The organism is Pseudochrobactrum sp. XF203, from assembly GCF_020341615.1.
In the GTDB taxonomy this organism is placed as follows: Bacteria; Pseudomonadota; Alphaproteobacteria; order Rhizobiales; family Rhizobiaceae; genus Pseudochrobactrum; species Pseudochrobactrum saccharolyticum.
On record NZ_CP084393.1, the window covers coordinates 304,484 to 320,238 of the forward strand.

The window sequence follows — 15,755 nt, forward strand, 5'->3', positions numbered from 1 at the left end:
TATTTAAAGTATATATTGCGCTATTGACTATTGATAAATTGAATAATTATAGAAATATAGTTTTGGCAATTTAAAAATTATATTTAATTAATTAACTTAATTATAAAATTATATTTTAATAATGCATTATCGAATGTGTTTTTACTTGGAGCCTTGCCGGAACAAAAACAATAAATGCGCCGCAACGGACTGTGCGTGCATTTGATACATGTGATCGGGTGAGGCAAATGCAGACAAACACTGTTATTCAGAGTGAGAAATTCAACTCTGTGCAAATCTTGCGCGGCCTGGCGGCATTGCTGGTCGTTATCGGGCACACATTACAGCATCCGATGGATGAACCGCCGCCGATACTGGGCGTTTTGGGTGCTTTTGGTGTTTCAATTTTCTTTGTAATCAGCGGATTTATTATCAGCTATATTCATCCGCGTGACTTCGCACCTGCAGGTTTTTTGTGGCGGCGCATTATACGCATCGTGCCGCTTTACTGGCTCTGCACAATATTTCTTGCGCTCTGCGCGGTTTATTTGCCGAGCTTGTTTAAGTCGACAAGTTTTACGCCATATTATTTGTTTAGCTCGCTCGCTTTTATTCCGGAATTGGTGCCGGGGACTGTTGATGACTGGCGCCCTTTGCTGAAGCCGGGCTGGTCTCTCAATTATGAGATGATTTTCTATCTCATCTTTATTTTGTTCTGGTGGTGTGAGAGCAGTTTGCGGCGCACAGTCTTTATGAGTCTGGCACTCGGCGTGCTGATTGCAGGTGCGTTTTTTGTTGAGCGAAACAGCAGTGTCACAGCTTTTTATCTTAACTTTAATCTGATGCCGTTTCTTGCCGGTATGTGGCTTGCTGAAATGCAGCGCCGCGGTTTCTGGAGTGATTTTTCCGTCAACTCCTTGCCGGTATTGTTGTTTTTCGTGACGCTCAGCATAGGTTTGCTGTTCAGTGTTGATCTGACGGTGTTGCCGCTGTTTATCGAAAATCTTGCTTATCTGACCGCATCCGTGCTGCTTGTTGTAACGGCGCTTTGTACGGATCGCTGGGTCAAAACTTTATCGCCGCGTAATCTGTTTGTGCAAATTGGCGACAGTTCCTATTCGCTCTATCTGACACATATGTTTGTCGTTGGTGCGGGCTGGGCGGTCTTCAACCGGCTTGGTTTGGGTGGCTGGGCTTTTCCGCTGGCGGTGGTTGCAATTATTATTGCAAGTCTTGTCGGCGCGAAGATTTCTTATCTGATTATTGAGAAACCGTTTATGCGTTTGGGACGTAAAAAAGCAAAGCTGCAATATCGGGTGCCTCAGCCGTCTTAACATCACGAAAAAGGCCTCCGCTGTATAGCGGAGGCCTTTTTCAATTTTGCGGTTATAAATGCAGCAATCTTACGCCCAGGTTTTTTCGAGGACGCGGATCCAGTTTTTATAGGCGATCTTGTCGATGGTTTCCTGATCGTAACCGGCTTTGCGCAATTCGGCGATCAGCAGCTGCAGATCAGCGGCGCTGCCCAGAGCATCCGGAATGGTCGTGCCGTCAAAGTCGGAGCCGAGAGCCACATGGTCAACACCGATACGATTGATGATGTAATCAATGTGGCGAACCATTTCGCTGAGTGGTGTGGCCGTGATTTTCTGACCGTCTGCACGCAGGAAGGACACGCCGAAATTGATGCCCATCAAGCCGCCGGTTTCCTTGATCGCATCCATCTGTTTTTCGGTCACATTGCGGCTGTGGGTGCACAATGTGTGTACGTTGGAATGGCTGGCAACGAGCGGTGCATCGGAAATCGCTGCAATATCCCAGAAGCCTTTGTCGTTCATATGCGACAGGTCAACCATGATTTTCAGCTCGTTACAGGCGCGGATCAGGGCTTTGCCCGCATCGCTGAGGCCCGGGCCGATATCCGGTGTGCTCGGGAAGCGGAACGGCACGCCATATGCGAAAATATTCGGACGGCTCCAGACCGGACCCAAAGTGCGCAGGCCTGCCTGATGCAGCACATAAAGTTCATCCAGATCAGCGCTGATGGCTTCAGCACCTTCAATATGCAGTACTGACGCAAATGCGCCATTGGTCATCGCGGTGCGGATATCATCGGCAGAACGGCAGATTTTCAAGCCGCCTGCGGACTTCGCTTCAATCTTCGCCAGAAGCGCAGCCATGCCAAGGGTGATTCTTAAGGCGCTGTCGTGTTCCGGCGTCGGATAATCGCCGTTTGCGTCTTTTTCCATCGAAGGGGACGGCACATAAATTGCGCAGAGGCCGCCTGCGAGGCCGCCCTTTTTAGCGCGCGGAAGATCAATATGACCCACCTTTTCGCCATCAATAAAGCGGTCGACCGGATTGGCTTCGCTTGATGACCACAGACGCAGCAAAACGTCATTATGGCCATCAAAGACAGGGGTGAAATTGTCTGCCGTTGAAGAACTGGACATGGGAAAGGGAACCTTACTTTTCTGGCTGGCGACATAAAATATGTCGCAAACAGAAACATTTAGCGGATTAAATCCTGTTATTGCATCTCGTTAGCAACGGTATTCCTCTGAGATTTCAGGGAGGCACCTGCGATTCTGCGGTTTTTCATCGCGGAAATACAAGTCGTCGCGTGATTTGCGAGACTGACCATTTTGCAACCAAATTGCAAATGCCTTTTCTTGCAGGGGATAGTCCTCTTCTGCATATTAATTTAAATTAGAAAATAACAAAGTTTTGAACAAGATTTTGCATGCAAACCATGCATAGCCACTGGCAAAATCTGCATTGGCCGCGTTATTGGGCTTCATGATAACTGAACCGGACATTAGACGGTTTTCTTATACACATTGTTTTGATGCAGTTTCGGGTGGATCGGAACGGGCAAAAATCGGTCCGGTGGACGATCTCCCGCGAAGATAACTCATTTTCAAAGCTGTTAGAAAACTTAACCACTGGCAGGGGCAACCCGGCCGGTTTCTTGCGTTTACGGATAGGGAAGAGGAAATCACCGTGATTTCAAGACGTAATTTTTTGGCGGGCGCTGCTGCTGTTCCGTTCCTGTCATATGCCGGCATGCTGCCTGCGATCGCTGCCGGTCGTCAGGACATTCTGGTTGTGGCCATGCAGCTGGACAACATGACATCGCTCGATCCGCATGAGAGCTTTGAAGCTGTCGGCAGCGAAATCTGCAACAACATGTATCAGCGTCTTGTGCATCCGAGCTTTGAAAATCCTGAAAAGATTGAAGGCGGCGTAGCCACTTCATGGGAAGCTGATGCTGAAGGTAAGGTTTATACTTTCAAAATCAACCCTGAAGCAAAATTTGCGACCGGCAATCCGATCACCGCTGAAGATGCTGCGTTCTCGCTGCACCGCGCGATCAAGATGAACAAAGGCCCAGCTTTCATCATCGGCCAGTTCGGTCTGACCCCTGAGAATGTTGAGAAAGCTGTTGTCGCGACCGATGCCGGTACGCTGACTATTTCTCTCGACACCCCGACTTCCCTGTCCTTCCTGCTTTATTGCCTGTCTTCCAGCGTCGGTAGCGTTGTTGAGAAGAAACTGGTGATGGAAAATGCAGCCGGTGACGATCTCGGTAACGAATGGCTGCGTAAAAACAGCGCCGGTTCCGCTGAATGGACTCTGGCTGCATGGAAGCCAAGCGAAAGCGTTATGCTGAACCTGAACCCGCACGGCGCCTATAAAGGCAATGTAAAGCGTATCGTTCTGCGTCACGTTGCTGACCCTTCGTCCCAGCTGCTGATGCTCCAGAAAGGTGACGTGGATATCGCCCGTAACCTGACTTCCGAGCAGCTGCGCGTGATCCAGAACGACGAAAACTTTACGCTTGTGCGTAAAGGTATTGCCGGTATCGGCCTGATGTCGCTCAACCAGAAAGTTGAAAAACTGACCAATCCTAAGGTTTGGGAAGCAATCAAATGGGCGATCGACTATAAGGGCATTCAGGAAAATATCGTGCCTTTGACCCACCAGATCCATCAGACCATTATTCCTGAAGGTTTCCCGGGTGCAGTTAACGACACACCATTCCAGAAAGACACTGCGAAGGCAAAAGCTCTGATGGCTGAAGCAGGTCTCACTGATGGTTTCACCATCAGCATGGATCATTATTCCGCACAGCCTTGGCCGGATATCGCTCAGGCCATTCAGGCAAACCTCGCAGAAATCGGCATCAAGCTGGAACTGCGTGCTGCTGAAAACCGTCAGGTTCTCACCAAAATGCGTGCCCGTGAACATGAAATCGCCCTGACTTCATGGGGTTCGGACTATTTCGATCCGAATACCAATGCGGACGTATTCTGCAACGTGACTGACCTGTCGGACGATGCAAAGAGCAAGCCTTTCGCATGGCGCTCAAACTACCAGAACGCAGATTTCGCGAAGAAATCGCTGGCTGCCCGCGATGAAAAAGATCCGGCAACCCGCGTTAAGCTTTACGAAGACCTGCAGCGCGAATTCATGAACAACAGCCCGTTTGTTGTCATGCTGCAGACTGTAATGACTGCTGCCTGCCGTAAAGATGTTACCGGCATGCGTCTCGGCGTTCTGTCCGATACCCACTCTTACGCAGGGATTGCGAAAGCTTGAATAAGAGACTGAAAACTCTGACTGGTACTCTGAGCAGCGTGTTAATCACGCTGTTCGGACTTGCTATTGTCACTTTCATGATCGGCCGCGTTATGCCGGTTGATCCTGTGATTGCAGCCGTCGGCGATAATGCGCCGGAGGCTGTTATTCAGCGTGTGCGCGCGGAGATGGGGCTGGATCAGCCGCTCGTCGTGCAGTTCTTCCATTATATCGGTCAGGTTTTGCAGGGTGATCTCGGCAATTCCATTCTGACCCGCAACCCTGTTACCACGGATATTGCCCGCTATTTTCCGGCAACCCTTGAACTGGCCACCGCAGCGCTCCTCCTCGCTGCTTTGATCGGTATTCCTCTGGGTGTCTGGGCAGCGGTGCGTCAGGGCACTCTGACGGATCAGACGATCCGTGTTATCTGTCTGGCCGGCCACTCCGTGCCGACCTTTGTGCTGGCGCTGATTTCGCTTCTGGTTTTCTATGCCGCGCTCGGTATCGCACCGGGACCCGGCCGTCAGGATATTATTTTTCAGGACATGATCCCGCATGTCACTGGTATTCTGACCATTGATACGCTGATCGACGGCGATATGGATGCTTTCTGGGATGCGCTCGCGCATATGGCCCAGCCGGTTATCATTCTCGCTTATTTCAGCATGGCCTATATCACCCGTATGACCCGTGCATTCATGCTGGATGCACTCAAAGGTGAGTTTGTTGTTACAGCCCGCGCCAAGGGCCTGTCCGGCACCGCAGTTATCTGGAAACACGCTTTCCCGACTGTGGCCGTACAGCTGGTGACCGTTCTTGCACTGACCTATGCCGGTCTGCTTGAAGGTGCCGTTGTAACCGAAACCGTGTTCAGCTGGCCTGGTCTTGGTCAGTATCTGACTGTTTCGCTGATGAATGCAGACATGAACCCTGTCGTCGGCGCCACTCTTCTGATTGGTGTTATCTATGTCGGGCTCAATCTGCTTGCTGACATTCTCTACAAGGTACTGGATCCACGCGTCAGATGATTTTTTCCAATTTTCATAACTGGGCGCTGGACGAAACTCCGTCCTCGCCGTCGCAGGCTCTCTGGGGCCGGCGCTATCGTATCTGGCTCAATCTGAAGTCAAATCCGCTGGCGATGATCGGCCTGTTCATCATTGCGGTCTTTGTTTTCATCGCCATTTTTGCGCCATGGCTGGCACCGCATGATCCGAGCATTCAAAATCTCGGCAATCGTCTTGCGGCACCTTCCGCTCAGCATTGGTTCGGTACGGACGAGCTGGGACGCGATATTTTCTCGCGTATCCTATATGGTGGCCGCGTAACACTCGGCATGGTTATTGCCGTTGTTATTCTGGTTGCGCCGCTTGGTCTGATTATCGGCTGCGTTGCAGGTTATTTCGGCGGTATCGTCGATACAATCCTGATGCGCGTAACCGATGTGTTCCTCGCTTTTCCGCGTCTTATTCTGGCTCTGGCTTTCGTAGCCGCGCTGAAACCGGGCGTTGAAAGCGCGATTCTGGCGATTGCACTCACAGCCTGGCCGCCTTATGCACGTCTGGCCCGTGCGGAAACCATGACCATCCGCAACACTGACTATATCGCAGCCTATCGCCTGACCGGCGCCAGCCCTGCACGTATTATCGCCCGTCATATCGCACCTTTGTGCGTACCGAGCCTGATTGTACGTATTACGCTGGATATGAGCTCGATCATTCTGACCGCTGCAAGCCTTGGCTTCCTCGGTATGGGTGCGCAGCCGCCGTCACCGGAATGGGGTGCGATGATTGCAACAGCCAAACGCTTCATTTTTGAGCAGTGGTGGGTTGCTACAATTCCGGGTATTGCGATCTTCCTCGTTTCACTCGCGTTCAACTTCCTCGGCGACGGCCTGCGTGACGTCCTCGATCCGAAGCAGAATTGAGGGATAAAATGCTGGTAGATATTCAAAATCTGAGAATCGCATTTGAAACCCGCACCACCCGTTTTGAGGCGGTGCGCGGTCTCTCTCTGCAGCTTGGCCGTGAAAAGCTGGGTATTGTGGGTGAAAGCGGCTCGGGCAAGTCTCTGACTGCCCGCGCTCTGATGAAACTCCTGCCGAATATTGCGGAAGTCAAAGCTGATCGCTTAAGCTTTGACGGACAGGATCTGCTGACCGCATCTGAAAAACAGATGCGTCAGATCCGTGGTAAACGCGTTGGTTTCATTCTGCAGGATCCGAAATACTCGCTGAATCCGGTAAAGACCATTGGTGTGCAGGTGGCGGAAGCCTGGCGCACACACAAAGGCGGCAGCAAAAAACAAGCTCTGGAAGCGGCAATTGATCTGCTCGATCAGGTGAAAATCCGCAATCCGCGTGAAGTGGCACATACCTATCCGCACGAAGTATCGGGCGGTATGGGGCAGCGTGTCATGATCGCTATGATGCTGGCACCGGATCCGGAACTGTTGATTGCCGATGAGCCGACTTCGGCGCTTGACGCAACCGTGCAGGCTGAAATTCTGCGTCTGATCGATGATCTCGTCGACAGCCGCGGCATGGGGCTGATCCTCATCAGCCACGATCTTCCGCTTGTTTCCCATTTCTGTGACCGCGTTATGGTCATGTATATGGGACAGGTGATGGAAGAGCTGAAAGCATCAGAACTCAATAATGCTCAGCATCCTTATACCAAGGGTCTCCTGAACTGTATTCCGTCGCTGACGCATCCGCGTGATCGTCTGCCGGTAATGACCCGTGATCCGGAGTGGCTGAAATAATGATTGAAGTTGATAATCTGAAAATTCAGTTCGGTGACAAGCAGGTCGTTAAAGGCGTTTCGTTTAACGTCGAAAAAGGCGGCAGCTTCGGTATCGTGGGCGAGAGCGGTTCGGGTAAGTCGACAATCCTGCGTGCGATGGCCGGTCTGAATGAAAGCTGGAGCGGACGTATTGCCTTTGACGGTAAAGACGCGCCGCTGAAGCGGACACCGGAATTTTTCCGTTCTGTTCAGATGGTGTTTCAGGATCCGTTCGGCTCCCTGCATCCGCGTCAGACCATTGACCGTATTCTGAGCGAGCTGTTGCTGGTTCATAAGATCGACAATGTTGAAGGACGCATCAAGCAGGCTCTGTCCGATGTGGCTCTGCCGCAGACGGCACGTTTCCGCTATCCGCACCAGTTGTCCGGTGGTCAGCGTCAGCGCGTGGCGATTGCCCGTGCTCTGATTGCAGATCCGCAGGTATTGCTGCTCGATGAACCGACTTCGGCACTGGATGTTTCTGTTCAGGCGGAAATTCTCAACCTGCTGTCGGATCTGCGTGAAGAACGCAATCTGACCTATGTGCTGGTGAGCCATAACCTCGCAGTTATCGCCCATCTCTGCCCGGAAGTGGGCGTGATGCAGAATGGTGTGATGGTGGAACAGCTGACAGCAGAAGACCTGCGTTTAGGCCGCACCATCCATCCGCATACTACAGAGCTACGCGAATTGAGCGTAACGGTTGAAGAACCAAAATAATGAGAGTGTAACAGGCCGGATTTTCCGGCCTGTTCTTTATGCAATATTGAATTAAAAACCTGCATGAACAGGGGCATGGGAAGAAGCGATCATGGCTATGAACTGGGACGCCGCCTTATCAACCGCACAAAAACTGGCTGCACAATGGCCTGCCAATGAGCCGGGAGGCGTGATTATCGGCTTTGATGCCGATGGTATCCGTTTCAGCACTGCCAGCGGTGTGGAAAGTCTGGCAACCCATAAGCCGTTTTCCGCTGACAGTGTTGTGCGCTATGCTTCTGTGACCAAGCATGTCTTTGTTTCTATGGTGCTGAAACATGCAGATAAAATCAGCCTTGATGATCCGCTCGGAAAACATCTGCCGGAGCTGAAAAAGCCTTTGAGCGAAGTGAGTGTCGGTCAGGCGCTGGATATGAGCGGCGGTCTGCCCGACACGCGCGAATGTCTGACTTTGCTCGGCCTGTCGATTTATACGGAAACCCATAATGACCGGCTGATGGACTTCCACGCGACGATGGAACGCCTTAATTTTGATGCCGGTACGCAGGTCTCCTATTCCAATACCGGTTACCGTCTGGTGGAAATTGCGCTGGAGCGTCTGGGTCTGCGCTTTGATGACTATCTGCAAAATGAAATCGTACCTTTGCTCGGCGTACAGCTGAAAGCACCGGATGTCTGGAATGATCCGGTGGATGGTCTGGTGCCGGGTTATTGGCCAAGATTTGATAATGATGGTAAAAAATGGCAGCTGAGTTCAGCCGGTCTTTATATTTCCGCAGCGGGCAGCCTGACCGGCAGTGGTACAGCGCTGGCGACTTGGGCGCAGGCATTGATGTGCGGCAAGGGCCAGCTTTCCGGTGTGATTGAGAAGATCAGCGAGCCACGCAAAATGGCTGATGGTCGTCTGTCTGCCTATGGTCTCGGTTTTGTTGCTTCTGAACTTGATGGTCTGAAGCTGGTTGGCCATGGCGGATCGCATCCGGGCTATAAGAGCTATGTGCTGATCTGCCCTGAGCAGCAGTGTGGTTTTGTTGTTGTAGCCAACCGTGATGACGCCAATGGCAGTAAAATGGCGCAAGCTGCAATGGCCGCTCTTGCAGGTCGTTCGTTACCGCAGGCCGGAAGTACAATTCCGGATGGTTTTTATGTCACCGAAACCGGTCATCACTGGGTTGAGATGAAGGGCGGTAACGTCACTTATATCGACAATGAAGATGCGCTCTATGATGAAGGTAATGGCTGGTTTTCATCGCGCTCGGCTACGTCACCAATCCTGCTGCGCTGGACAGGTGAAGTGCTGGAAGGGGAACTTGGCCATGCGCCACGCCGCCTCTATCAGGTAACACCGAAGCCTGCGGGCAACGAGCTCGACGGTAGCTGGAAGTCGGTTTACGGCGCTGCGTTTGAAATCGTCAACGGCACAGTAATTATGGGTGTCGGCCCAGTGCAGCAGACAATGCCTGTCACCGATCTTGGTAATGGCCGTTATCTGTTTACGCTTCATGACGGCCCGTGGGTGAAACGGGTTTGCATCAACCGATTGAGCGATAATCGCGTTGAACTGGTGCTGAGCCGCAGCCGTATGCTGGAATATACCCGCTAATCTTCAGTAACTGAAGTGACTGCCGTTCTCTGATATCTGCGGATATTTAAGAGAGAGGCCGTTTTTTATGTTTCTGTTCAAATATGCTGACATATCGTATAAGGCCTATTCTGAACCTGCATGCCTGTATGCAAAACAGGCAATCATGACGAAGGATCCGTATTGTGGAAATTAAGTGGGTTGAAGACTTTCTGGCGCTTGCTCATACTTTAAATTTCTCCAAAGCTGCAGATGAACGCCACGTTACCCAGTCTGCTTTCAGCCGCCGTATCAAGCAGCTGGAAACATGGCTCGGTACGACCCTGATTGACCGTGCGACTTATCCTTCGCGGCTCACCGAGGCCGGTGAGAAATTTATTCCGGTGGCGCAGGAAACACTGAAGTCACTCTATCAGGTGCGTCAGGGCTTTCAGGCAAACCAGACACTGGAAGCACAAACGATTTCTTTCATCGCATTGCATACATTGTCTTTCACATTTTTCCCGCAATGGGTGAAGGAAACCAGTGATAATACCGCACCGGTTTTCACACGGTTGCGGCCGGATACAGGCAGTGTTGAAGGCAATGTGAATGCGCTTGTTGACGGCGATTGTGATTTTCTGCTGACCTATGTGCATCCGTCTGTGCCACTGCTGCTCGATGCTGCAGACTTTGATTACAAAGTTGTCGGCTTTGAGCAGATCATTCCGATCAGCGCACCGGATGCTGATGGCAACCCGCTGCATATGGTTGGCCGCGGCGAGCAGCCGTTTGATTATATCGGCTATGAAAAATCATCGTTCTTCGGTCATTTGCTGAGTGAATTATTTGCGCTGAAAATGCCGGAACATCGTCTGGTTCATGAAGGCAGTATGTCCATCGGGCTTAAAGGCATGTCGATGGCCGGATGGGGCGTGGCATGGGTGCCGCGCAGCCTTATTGCCGAAGAGCTGGCCACCGGCCAGCTGGTGCATGGTGCGGATATGTCATGGAATATTCCGCTGGAAATCCGTCTTTACCGCTCCAGAAACAATCAGCGTTCTGTGATTGAGAAATTCTGGAACCGGTTGCCGGATTTGAAACAGACAAAAGATGACCATTAAAAAGGGCGCTTTAAGCGCCCTTTTTATTATACCGGCTGTGCCTGCCGCACACCTGCCACTTGTCGCATCAGCACAGGAACGAGCAGTGCCAGACCCAGCAGGGATGTATAAATTTCCGGTACGACCAGCAGGATTGCTGCAATAATCAGCAGCACCTGTTCCCAGCGTTTGGTACGCACCATCATAAAGCCGGACAGCGCACCGCCCAAGGCGGTAATCCCGATCACGCAGCCGATAAAGGCGGTGAAGAATTCGCCCCATGAGAAATTGGCATTGACCAGCAAGAGTGACGGCGAGAATACAAACACAAACGGTACCAGCACTTTACCCAAACCTAAGCGGAAGGCGGTATTACCGGTTTTAAACGGATCGGCACCGGCCATCCCCGCCGCCGCATAGGCTGCAAGCGCCACCGGCGGCGTGATATCGGCCAGAACCCCGTAATAAAACACGAAGAAATGCGCAACAATCGGTTCAACACCCAGCAGTGCCAGTGTCGGTGCGGCAATGGTTGCCATGATGATATAATTTGCCGTTGTCGGAATACCGCAACCCATCAGAATACAGACAATGCCGGTCATGATGAGGGTAAACAGCAAGGTCAGCGTTGAGGCACCGATCAGCGCGGCAGGCAGGAATGTGCCAAACCATGCGGCAATATCCGCAGCTGTTGTGGTCACAATATAGGAGATTTTAAAGCCTACACCGGTGAGCGTGACCACGCCGACAACAATGCCGACCGTTGCCGCTGCTGCACCGACCGCGAGGGCATATTTTGCACCATCGCGCAGGCTTTCAAAAATCTCTTTGACGGACATACGCTTGCGCGGATTGAGCAGACCGACGGCAATACACAGCGTGATCCCCCAGAACGCGGCGAGATAAGGTGTGTAACCGGACAGAAGTACGCCAACCAGAACGACAAGCGGAATAACCGTCGGCCAGTCACGTTTGAAAGCTTCTTTCAGATCAGGCATTTCATCCGGTGTCATGCCGCGCAGACCTGTGCGCTTGGCTTCAAAATGCACCTGCATCAAAACGCCGAAGAAATGCATGAAGGCCGGAACAATCGCGGCAATAATAATGGTGGTGTAAGGCAGATTGAGGAACTCAATCATCAAAAAGGCTGCAGCGCCCATGATCGGCGGGGTGATCTGACCACCGGTCGAGGAGGCGGCTTCAACTGCCGCTGCGAAATTGCGTTTATAGCCAAGGCGGATCATCGCCGGAATGGTGAGCGAGCCGACGGTTACTGTATTGGCAACAGAGGAGCCGGAAATCATACCAAACAGCGCCGAGCCGAAGATCGAGACCTTTGCAGGGCCGCCTGCATAGCGCCCTGCAACCCATGCGGCACAATCAAGAAACAGTTGTCCGAGACCAATACGGGTGGCAAAAACACCAAACAACACGAAGTGGAACACATAGGTAGCAACCACGCCAAGCGCGATACCGTAAACACCCTGTGTTGTCAGATAAAGATGGTCAACGATCTGAGAAACGGACGAACCCGGATGCACCAGAATGCCGGGCATGGACGGGCCGAAATAGGCATAGAGCATAAACAGCACTGCGATAATCGGCAGCGGCCAGCCGACCGAGCGGCGTGTGGCTTCCAAAAGCACGATAATCAGCAAACCGCCAAGCATCACATCGGTTGTTGTCGGATTGCCGACGCGGAAAGCCAGATCATCCAGCGGGATGAGCGGCACATGCATCACAGCAATGACAGCACCGATAGCCAGCGCCCAGTCGATAATGGAAATGCCGAGCGGCCGCAGCAAAGTGGATTTTGCCGGTTCCGTATAACCTTTTGGTGAAAACGGAAACACCAGAAACACCAGACCCAGCACGAAAGCCAGATGGATGCCGCGATGCATGGTTTCAGACAGAATACCAAAACCGGCCGTATAATAGTGAAACAGTGAGAGAATAATCAGCAATGTGCCGACTATCCGGGCAGTGACAGGCAACAACGGACGAAAGCGGATTTCTGAATCGAATTTCTCTTCGAGTTCGCGCGCTTTTTCTTCATCCAGCTCCATAGGTTTCAACGATTGTTGCTCTGTGGTCATGGGGAAATTTCCTGAAAATATGGCTAAAGGCGCTGGCGTTCACGGCTGACTGTAGCAGCCGGACGCACTCGCCCGTCAAAATGCGTATTGTAAACCTGTGAGAAAATCCTGCACCGACTTTATGAGAGTCTGGTGCAGGATAAACGATTTTTTATTTCAGCAGGCCGGCTTCTTTGTAGAAGCGTTCAGCACCCGGATGCAGCGGAATACCAAGGCTGGTCACTGCATTCTGCAGGGTAATCATTTTACCCTTTGCATGGCCGGCGTCCAGCGCCTTGCGGGTTGCGTCATTCCACATGGTCTTGGTGATGTTATAGACCAGTTCATCGGACTGTTTCGCACTTGTCACCATCTGAGCGGCAACGGAAATTGTATCGGTTGCACCGACATCTTTATAAGTATCGGCCGGTACAGTATCCTTGGCGAAGAAGCTGTATTCTTTGAGGATTTTCTCCATTTCCGGTCCTTCAATCGGAACCAGAGAAATACCATTGGTGCTGGCGAGTTCGGAAATCGCACCGGTCGGGTAGCCGCCAACGAAGAAATAAGCATCCAGCGCGCCGTCTTTCAGGCGGTCACCGGCAGGACCCGGTTTCAGATACTCGGCCTTCACGTCTTTTTCTGTCATGCCATAGGCACCAAGTACAATACGGGCATCGACAATGGTACCGGAACCCGGTTCATCAAGTGAGACGCGTTTGCCTTTGAGATCAGCAACAGATTTGATGCCTGCATCTTTACGGGCAACCAGATGCACGGTTTCTGGATAGAGTGTTGCGATCAGACGCAGATCTTCTACCTTGCCTTTGCCTTCATAAAGGCCGGTGCCGGTATAGGCCCAATAGGCGACGTCAGACTGGGTAAAACCGGCTTCAAGACCACCGCTTTGTACTGCATTAATATTGGCGACAGAACCGTTGGAAGAGACTGCGGTTGCCACCAGACCCGGAACGCCCTGATCGCCATTGCCGGAGATCGCATTGGCGATCAATCCGCCGATCGGATAATAAGTGCCTGCGGTACCGCCGGTGCCGATACGGAAAAACGAAGGTGATTGTGCAGTTGCAATGGTTACGCCGAGTGCTGCCGTTCCCAAAACAGCTGCGGCCATAAAGCGGCGAAAATTTTTGCCAAATTTCATATTCTCTCTCCCTCTGGAATATCCTCTGCAGTGAACATGAAAAGGCCGGCGCGACTTGTCAACCTTTCTGATATAGATAGAAACCACATTATACTTTAGTATAATAAGAAAAAACTCCTTTGAATTCAGTGCTCTGACGGGAGGCAATCACTTCTCAGGCGGTCATATAAGGAGCAAAATTCGTCTGCGCCTCATCAACCTGTATAGTGGAATAGAGCGGCGGGAAGGCACGTTGCGGGCATTTTTGCCGTTCGCAGATTTTACATCCTGCGCCGATCGGTGTGCGTGCCGCCGGATCATCAAGGATCATACCTTTGGAATAGACCAGCCGGTCGGCATGATGCAGATCACAACCCAATGCGATGGCAAAGCTTTTTGACGGCGCTTTATAGCCGCCCTGCCGGTGGCGGATCATTTTGGCAATCCAGAAATAAGTGCGGCCGTCCGGCATTTCGGCCTGCTGAGTCAGAATACGGTCCGGTGAGGAAAAAGCCGCATAGATATTCCACAGCGGGCAGGTGCCGCCAAAGCGTGAAAAGTGAAAATCGGTCGCCGACTGGCGCTTGGAAATATTGCCCGCACGATCCACGCGGATGAAGAAAAACGGCACGCCGCGTGCCTCAGGCCGCTGCAAAGTGCTAAGCCGGTGGCAGATGGTTTCGAAACTCACTGCATATTTTTGTCCAAGTAATTCAATATCATATCGCAACTGTTCTGCACTTTGCAAAAAATGCATATAGGGCATCAGCACGGCACCGGCGAAATAATTGGCAAGCCCGATCCGCGCCAGCACCCGTGCTTCAGGGCTGGAAAATGCCGTTTTTTCCAGCAACTGATCTAGCAGATGTTTCTGTTCCATAAAGGCGATTTGCGTTGCCAGCTGAAAGGCCTGCTGTCCTTCATCAAGACGCGGGGAGAGAGAGAGCAGGCGGGTGCTGCTGTCGTAATGACGAACCTTGTCTGAACTGTCGGGACCCGATTGCTCAACCAGCCGCACGCCGTGCATTTGCATCAGCCGCTCTGCCAGTGCATGTTTCATTTTGCCGACAGGAAGGCCGAGTTTGTGGCTCAGCGCCTCACCTTCATGGTCGAGTTCCGGAATATAATTGCGGTGTGCATAGAAATATTCGCGCACTTCCTCATAGGGCGTGGAGAGCATCACCGGCAGATCAGCGGAGCGGTCATTGCCAAGCTGGTTTGCAAGATATGCAGATTGTTCCTGCGCTTCGCCAAGCTGTTTGTGCATTTCCACAATCAGCCGTCCGACAGCGGGCATATTGGCGGCAAGTTCGCGGATTTCAGTTTTGCCGAGCTGCTCATTCAAACGCGGATCAGCAAAAACTTCGCGCAAATCACTGAACAGCCGTGCCTCATCAGCCTCAGAAAAAAGCTGAACATCTATGCCGAAGACCTCATTGAGCCTTAGCAAAACCTGCACGGTCAGCGGGCGCTGATTATTCTCGATCTGATTGAGATAACTCAAAGAAATCCCTAGGCTTTTCGCCAGAGACATCTGGGTGAGCTGACGCTCTTCCCGCAATTTTCTCAATTTTATGCCAACAAAAGTCTTACGCATTCTTCAGGCCCTCCCGACCTTTCAGATCAACGCTATTCTCGTCATTCCTTTTATTTGCATGCGGTTTGCGAAACTGTGACGACTTCGCAAGTTTCACAATTTCACAAAAAATCACCGCCGTCACTTCGCTTTTTCAACCATAGGCGCAAAGATTTGCCGCTGTATAGTTGGTTTACAGAGTGCATTCGGCTTCGCAAGTTACACAATTCACT

12 protein-coding genes are annotated in these 15,755 nt (G+C 51.7%); 8 read left to right on the forward strand and 4 right to left on the reverse strand.

Annotated features, from left to right (window positions below):
- Nucleotides 1-227: 227 nt before the first annotated feature.
- Nucleotides 228-1,313 (forward strand): acyltransferase, encoded by a 1,086-nt coding sequence (locus LDL70_RS17335; RefSeq protein WP_225688698.1) that lies wholly within the window; start codon nucleotides 228-230, stop codon nucleotides 1,311-1,313.
- A 69-nt stretch (nucleotides 1,314-1,382) separates the two neighbouring features.
- On the opposite strand, the gene LDL70_RS17340 is transcribed toward LDL70_RS17335, so the two are convergent.
- A complete protein-coding gene (locus LDL70_RS17340) occupies nucleotides 1,383-2,432 on the reverse strand; it encodes a dipeptidase (RefSeq protein WP_225688699.1) in 1,050 nt (349 codons plus the stop codon).
- Nucleotides 2,433-2,982: 550 nt separating this feature from the next.
- On the opposite strand from LDL70_RS17340, the gene LDL70_RS17345 reads away from it, so the two are divergent.
- The 7 genes from LDL70_RS17345 to LDL70_RS17375 all read left to right on the forward strand — a co-directional run bounded on the left by LDL70_RS17345 (nucleotide 2,983) and on the right by LDL70_RS17375 (nucleotide 10,751).
- Nucleotides 2,983-4,581, forward strand: a complete 1,599-nt coding sequence (locus LDL70_RS17345; RefSeq protein ID WP_225688700.1) for an ABC transporter substrate-binding protein — start codon at nucleotides 2,983-2,985, stop codon at nucleotides 4,579-4,581.
- A complete protein-coding gene (locus LDL70_RS17350) occupies nucleotides 4,578-5,591 on the forward strand; it encodes an ABC transporter permease (protein WP_022711996.1) in 1,014 nt (337 codons plus the stop codon). The genes LDL70_RS17345 and LDL70_RS17350 overlap by 4 nt, the downstream gene beginning before the upstream one ends.
- Complete coding sequence (gene nikC, locus LDL70_RS17355) at nucleotides 5,588-6,490, forward strand: nickel transporter permease (protein WP_116088316.1); 903 nt, start codon at nucleotides 5,588-5,590, stop codon at nucleotides 6,488-6,490. Before LDL70_RS17350 ends, nikC begins: the two co-directional genes overlap by 4 nt.
- An 8-nt stretch (nucleotides 6,491-6,498) precedes the next feature.
- Entirely contained in the window at nucleotides 6,499-7,326 is an 828-nt protein-coding gene (locus tag LDL70_RS17360; protein WP_075656534.1) for an ABC transporter ATP-binding protein, read from the forward strand.
- Nucleotides 7,326-8,066 carry an ABC transporter ATP-binding protein gene (locus LDL70_RS17365; RefSeq protein ID WP_225688701.1) on the forward strand — a complete coding sequence of 247 codons (741 nt, stop codon included), beginning with the start codon at nucleotides 7,326-7,328 and terminating at the stop codon, nucleotides 8,064-8,066. Before LDL70_RS17360 ends, LDL70_RS17365 begins: the two co-directional genes overlap by 1 nt.
- 91 nt (nucleotides 8,067-8,157) lie before the next feature.
- Entirely contained in the window at nucleotides 8,158-9,669 is a 1,512-nt protein-coding gene (locus LDL70_RS17370; RefSeq protein ID WP_225688703.1) for a serine hydrolase, read from the forward strand.
- Nucleotides 9,670-9,833: 164 nt separating this feature from the next.
- Nucleotides 9,834-10,751 carry a LysR family transcriptional regulator gene (locus LDL70_RS17375; protein WP_022712001.1) on the forward strand — a complete coding sequence of 306 codons (918 nt, stop codon included), beginning with the start codon at nucleotides 9,834-9,836 and terminating at the stop codon, nucleotides 10,749-10,751.
- Nucleotides 10,752-10,777: 26 nt separating this feature from the next.
- Here LDL70_RS17375 and LDL70_RS17380 read toward each other — a convergent pair whose 3' ends face one another.
- The 3 genes from LDL70_RS17380 to LDL70_RS17390 all read right to left on the reverse strand — a co-directional run bounded on the left by LDL70_RS17380 (nucleotide 10,778) and on the right by LDL70_RS17390 (nucleotide 15,543).
- Nucleotides 10,778-12,826 carry a TRAP transporter permease gene (locus tag LDL70_RS17380; protein WP_225688705.1) on the reverse strand — a complete coding sequence of 683 codons (2,049 nt, stop codon included), beginning with the start codon at nucleotides 12,824-12,826 and terminating at the stop codon, nucleotides 10,778-10,780.
- A gap of 151 nt (nucleotides 12,827-12,977) precedes the next feature.
- The gene (locus LDL70_RS17385) at nucleotides 12,978-13,967 is read right to left on the reverse strand and encodes a TAXI family TRAP transporter solute-binding subunit (RefSeq protein WP_075656542.1); all 990 of its coding nucleotides are present in this window, start codon (nucleotides 13,965-13,967) and stop codon (nucleotides 12,978-12,980) included.
- A gap of 154 nt (nucleotides 13,968-14,121) precedes the next feature.
- A complete protein-coding gene (locus tag LDL70_RS17390) occupies nucleotides 14,122-15,543 on the reverse strand; it encodes a short-chain fatty acyl-CoA regulator family protein (protein WP_022712004.1) in 1,422 nt (473 codons plus the stop codon).
- Between the last annotated feature and the right edge of the window lie 212 nt (nucleotides 15,544-15,755).